We start from the raw sequence: 5,523 nt of genomic DNA, 5'->3' as shown, positions 1-5,523 counted from the left end.
CTTCGAGGAATGGGACATGTTCGTCGAGCATCGCAGCAGCGAGTTCGGCATGCAGGACCAGAAGGTGCCGGGCGACGGCGTGGTCACCGGCTACGGCACCATCAACGGCCGCCTGGTCTTCGTGTTCAGCCAGGACTTCACTGTGTTCGGCGGATCGCTCTCCGAAGCGCACGCGGAGAAGATCTGCAAGGTGATGGACCACGCCATGAAGGTCGGCGCGCCGGTCATCGGCCTCAATGATTCCGGCGGCGCGCGCATCCAGGAGGGCGTCGCCTCATTGGCCGGCTACGCCGACGTGTTCCAGCGCAACATCCTGGCCTCCGGCGTGGTGCCGCAGATCTCGCTGATCATGGGGCCTTGCGCCGGCGGCGCGGTCTATTCGCCGGCTATGACCGACTTCATCTTCATGGTGAAGGATTCGTCCTACATGTTCGTCACCGGTCCCGACGTGGTGAAGACGGTGACGCACGAGACGGTCACGCACGAGCAGCTGGGCGGCGCGCTGACCCATTCCAGCAAGTCCGGCGTCGCCGATCTCGCCTTCGAGAACGATGTCGAGGCGCTGCTGCAGTTGCGGCGCTTCGTCGATTTCATCCCGTCCTCGAACCGCGAGCCCGCGCCGCAGCGGCAGACGCCCGATCCGATCGACCGCGACGAGTTCTCCCTCGACACGCTGGTCCCCGCCAATCCCAACAAGCCCTACGACATGCACGAGCTGATCGCGAAGGTGGTCGACGAGGGTGACTTCTTCGAGTTGCAGCCGGAATACGCCAGGAACATCATCATCGGCCTGGCGCGCATGGGCGGCGACACCGTCGGCATCGTCGCCAACCAGCCGATGGTGCTGGCCGGCTGCCTCGACATCGATACCAGCCGCAAGGCGGCGCGCTTCGTGCGCTTCTGCGACTGCTTCAACATCCCGATCGTGACCTTCGTGGACGTGCCGGGTTTCCTGCCCGGGACCGCGCAGGAATACGGCGCCATCATCAAGCACGGCGCCAAGCTGCTGTTCGCGTTCGGCGAAGCGACCGTGCCGAAGATCACCGTCATCACGCGCAAGGCCTATGGCGGGGCCTACGACGTCATGAGCTCCAAGCACATCCGCGGCGACGTGAACTTCGCGTGGCCCTCGGCCGAGATCGCGGTCATGGGCCCGAAGGGCGCGGTCGAGATCATCTTCCGCGCCGACATCGGCGACAAGGACAAGATTGCGGAGCGCACCGAGGAGTACCGGCAGAAGTTCGCCAATCCCTTCGTCGCGAGCGCGCGCGGCTTCATCGACGACGTCATCAAGCCGCACTCGACCCGCAAGCGCATCTGCCGCTCGCTCGCCATGCTCCGGGACAAGACGCTGGAGAACCCCTGGAAGAAGCACGACAACATTCCGCTGTGATGATGATAACCGCAACCGAATCGGCCCACTCTCCATCGTCATGGTCGGACTTGGTCCGACCACCCACGAGTTTCCATGGGCAATACTGTGCCATCTTAGGCGAACTCGTGGGTGGTCGTGCCAAGCACGACCATGACGGCTGGGGGGGCGGCGACGGCGTGCGTCCGAACTCCCATGTTCTCTAAAATCCTCATCGCCAATCGCGGCGAGATTGCGTGCCGGGTGATCCGGACGGCACGGGCCATGGGCATCAGGACCGTCGCGGTCTATTCCGAGCCGGATGCCGATGCCCTGCATGTGCGCGAGGCGGATGAGGCGGTTGCGATCGGGCCGGCAGCGGCGACGCAGAGCTATCTCTCGATCGAGAAGATCGTCGCGGCCTGCACGCAGGCGGGCGCCGAGGCGGTGCACCCCGGCTACGGCTTCCTGTCGGAGAACCGCAAGTTCGCCGTGGCGCTCAAGGAGGCTGGCATCGCCTTCATCGGCCCCGACCCGCATGCCATTGCCGCGATGGGCGACAAGATCGAATCCAAGAAGCTGGCCAAGGAAGCGGGCGTCAACTCGGTGCCCGGCTATCTCGGCGTCATCAAGGATGCCGACGAGGCGGTGAAGATCGCCAGGGAGATCGGCTATCCGGTGATGGTCAAGGCGTCAGCGGGTGGCGGCGGCAAGGGCATGCGCGTTGCGCGCAGCGACCAGGAAGCGCGCGACGGCTTCCGCTCGGCCACCAACGAGGCGCGCTCCAGCTTTGCCGACGACCGCGTGTTCATCGAGAAGTTCGTCGAGGATCCGCGCCACATCGAGATCCAGGTGCTGGCGGACGGCCACGGCAACTGCCTCTATCTCGGCGAGCGCGAATGCTCGATCCAGCGCCGCCACCAGAAGGTGATCGAGGAGGCGCCGAGCCCCTTCCTGGACGAGAAGACGAGGCGGGCGATGGGCGAGCAGGCAGTCGCGCTCGCCAAGGCGGTGCAATACAAGTCCGCCGGCACGGTCGAGTTCATCGTCGATGCCAAGCGCAACTTCTATTTCCTCGAGATGAACACCCGCCTGCAGGTCGAGCATCCGGTGACCGAGATGGTGACGGGGCTTGACCTGGTCGAGCAGATGATCCGCATCGCCGCCGGCGAGAAGCTCAAGATCAAGCAGTCGGACGTGAAGCTGAAAGGCTGGGCGATCGAGGCACGGGTCTATGCGGAGGACCCGGTGCGCAACTTCCTGCCCTCGACCGGGCGGCTGGTGCGCTACCGCGAGCCGTCGGGAGGGCCGGCGGTCCGGGTCGACAGCGGCGTCTATGAAGGCGCCGAGATCAGCATGTTCTACGACCCGATGATCGCGAAGCTGGTAACCCACGGCGAGGACCGCCCGTCGGCCATCACCGCGATGCGCGAGGCGCTGGATTCGTTCTATATCCGCGGCCTCGGCCACAATGTCGGGTTCCTGTCGGCGCTGATGGGGCATCCGCGCTTCCATGCCGGGCGGCTCACGACTGGGTTCATCGCCGAGGAGTTTCCGGAGGGCTTCCACGGCGTCGACCTGCCCGACGAAGGCAAGGGCGACATCGTCGCGGTGGCGGCGGTGGTGCACCAGAGCTACGCCCGCCGCGCGGTCGCGAGCGCGCCGCGCTTCAAGACCGCGGCGCCGATCGCCAATGGCAAGTGGGTGGTGAAGATCGGCAAGGAACAGCACGAGGTCACCGTCGTCGAGACGGCGATGGGCCATGCGGTGATCGGCGGCAAGCGCAGCCGGGAGTTGGTCAGCGCCTGGAACGTGGGCGAGCCGATCTATCGCGGCCGCATCGACAACCGGCCGATCGTCGTGCAGGTCGACCGCGACGGCGTCGGGTATCGCCTCAACCACGGCGGCGCGCAGCTGAAGACGCTGGTGCTGGCGCCGCGCGCGGCCGAGCTCGCCCGGCACATGCTCGAGAAGACTCCGCCCGACATGTCGAGGTTCCTGCTCTCGCCGATGCCGGGCCTCCTGGTCACGATCGCGGTGCAGGAGGGCCAGGACATCAAGGCCGGGCAGGAGCTGGCGGTGGTCGAAGCCATGAAGATGGAGAACCTGCTGCGCGCCGAGCGCGACGGCAAGGTCGCGAAGCTGCACGCCAAGCCGGGCGACAGCCTGTCGGTCGACCAGGTGATCGTCGAGTTTGCGTGAGACCTCGATGGCGGACCGCAAGATCGTTCATGTGCTCATCTCCGGCACGGTACAAGGCGTCTGGTTCCGCGCCTGGACGGTGCAGGAGGCCCAGGCCCGCGGCCTCGACGGCTGGGTGCGCAACCGGCGCGACGGCGACGTGGAGGCGGTGTTCGCGGGATCAGGGATGCAGGTCGACGGCATGATCGGCGCCTGCCACCGAGGGCCGCCGGCCGCCGAAGTCAGCACCGTGGACGTCACCGCGAGCACCGACGATCCCGGCCGAGGATTCCGCAAGCTGCCGACTGCCTGACCCGAGCTTATCCAGAATGCGATTCAAGAAATTCTTCCGGCGCCACCTGCGCTATCCCCTTTGGCGCCTGCGTCATCCGTTCGCGCGGTACGAGACCTACTACGCCTGGGTCGTGACCCGGAAGCTGAAGGCCGGGCGCGCGCATCCCGCGATCGGTCCCACCGCCAAGGCGGCGCGCGGCGAGGAGGAGATGATCAAGGTGCTGCGCCGGCACGGGCTGCGGCCGCACCACACGTTCGTCGACTACGGCTGCGGCAGCCTGCGGCTCGGGCGGCCGATCGTCGCGATGCTGGAGCCGGACAGGTTCTGGGGCCTCGACCTCGCGCAGGAGTTCCTGGACGAAGGCATCCGCCACATCGGACCGGCCCTCACCGCCGAGAAACGCCCGTCACTGCGCGTGATCGACGAGGCCGGCCTGGCGGCGGCGAAGGCGGCGCGGCCGGATTTCATCGGCGCCTGGCACGTCTGCGGCAAAATCCCCGACCAGATCCTCGATCGTTTCTTCCAACAGGTCCTCGGGCTCATGCACGAGGGTACGCAGGTGTTCCTGCAATTCGAAGACACCGGGAAGCGCCAGCAGCTGCACGGCCTCGCCTGGTCGCTGCCGCGCGAGACCCTGGTCGCCGCCATCAAGCAAATCGACCCGAGGCTCGAAGTCGAGATTCACCAGCTGAGCTTCAACCCCAAGCGCAACCTGCGCTATCTTTACGCACACATCCACTATTGAGCTGGAGCCGAAGCGCTCCGACCTATCAGATCGGCACGCCATTCCATCCGGCGACCAGGCATCTATTCAGTGTCAGCGGCTTTCGGCTTCCCCATCGACGAAAGGGACCAGAACCATGTCTACGGTCACCACCAAGGACGGCACCGAGATCTTCTACAAGGACTGGGGCACGGGCCAGCCGATCGTGTTCAGCCATGGCTGGCCGCTCTCGGCCGACGACTGGGACGCGCAGCTGCTGTTCTTCCTCAATCAAGGTTTCCGCGTCATTGCCCACGATCGGCGCGGCCATGGCCGCTCGAGCCAGACGGCCGGCGGCCACGACATGGACCACTATGCCGACGACCTCGCGTCAGTGACCGCGCATCTCGACCTCAAGAACGCCGTGCATGTCGGCCACTCCACTGGCGGCGGCGAGGTGGTGCACTATATCGCGCGGCACGGCGAAAGCCGGGTGGCGAAGGCGGCGATCATCGCCGCGGTGCCGCCGCTGATGGTGAAGACGCCGGCCAATCCGGGAGGGCTACCCAAAGAGGTGTTCGACGGATTCCAGAAGCAGCTCGCCGCCAACCGCGCGCAGTTCTACTACGACATCGCGGCGGGGCCGTTCTACGGCTACAACCGCCCCGGCGCGAAGCCGTCGCAGGCGGTGATCCTGAACTGGTTGCGCCAGGGCATGATGGGCGGCGCCAAGGCGCACTATGACGGCATCGTCGCCTTCTCGCAGACCGACTTCACCGAGGACCTCAAGAAGATCAACGCGCCGGTACTGGTGATGCATGGCGATGACGACCAGATCGTGCCCTATGCCGATTCCGCGCCGCTATCGGCGAAGCTGCTGAAGAAGGGCACGCTGAAGACCTACAAAGGCTTCCCGCACGGCATGCCAACGACGCACGCCGAGACGATCAACGCAGACCTGCTGGCGTTTATCAGAGGGTAGAGCGTGCCATC

At 66.0% G+C, this 5,523-nt stretch carries 5 protein-coding genes; all 5 read left to right on the top strand.

From position 1 onward, the window contains the following. Nucleotides 1-1,393, top strand: a 1,393-nt coding sequence (locus VH499_RS21280; protein ID WP_332054767.1) for an acyl-CoA carboxylase subunit beta, incomplete at its 5' end; no start/stop codon positions are given. 174 nt (nt 1,394-1,567) lie between these two features. Continuing rightward, the gene (gene accC, locus VH499_RS21275) at nt 1,568-3,553 is read left to right on the top strand and encodes an acetyl-CoA carboxylase biotin carboxylase subunit (RefSeq protein ID WP_332054766.1); all 1,986 of its coding nucleotides are present in this window, start codon (nt 1,568-1,570) and stop codon (nt 3,551-3,553) included. Between the two features lie 7 nt (nt 3,554-3,560). Further along, nucleotides 3,561-3,845, top strand: a complete 285-nt coding sequence (locus VH499_RS21270; RefSeq protein WP_332054765.1) for an acylphosphatase — start codon at nt 3,561-3,563, stop codon at nt 3,843-3,845. Between the two features lie 16 nt (nt 3,846-3,861). Continuing rightward, complete coding sequence (locus VH499_RS21265) at nt 3,862-4,572, top strand: hypothetical protein (RefSeq protein ID WP_332054764.1); 711 nt, start codon at nt 3,862-3,864, stop codon at nt 4,570-4,572. Between the two features lie 115 nt (nt 4,573-4,687). Beyond that, entirely contained in the window at nt 4,688-5,512 is an 825-nt protein-coding gene (locus tag VH499_RS21260) for an alpha/beta hydrolase (protein WP_332054763.1), read from the top strand. Nucleotides 5,513-5,523: the final 11 nt, after the last annotated feature.

Source organism: Reyranella sp. (assembly GCF_036558665.1).
Lineage (GTDB): Bacteria > Pseudomonadota > Alphaproteobacteria > Reyranellales > Reyranellaceae > Reyranella.
This window is presented reverse-complemented; position numbering and strand designations above follow the sequence as displayed.

Coding starts and splice junctions, on each gene's coding strand:
- accC (WP_332054766.1), top strand. CDS start 1,568: ATGTTCTCTAAAATCCTCATCGCCAATCGCGGCGAGATTGCGTGCCGG.
- VH499_RS21270 (WP_332054765.1), top strand. CDS start 3,561: ATGGCGGACCGCAAGATCGTTCATGTGCTCATCTCCGGCACGGTACAA.
- VH499_RS21265 (WP_332054764.1), top strand. CDS start 3,862: ATGCGATTCAAGAAATTCTTCCGGCGCCACCTGCGCTATCCCCTTTGG.
- VH499_RS21260 (WP_332054763.1), top strand. CDS start 4,688: ATGTCTACGGTCACCACCAAGGACGGCACCGAGATCTTCTACAAGGAC.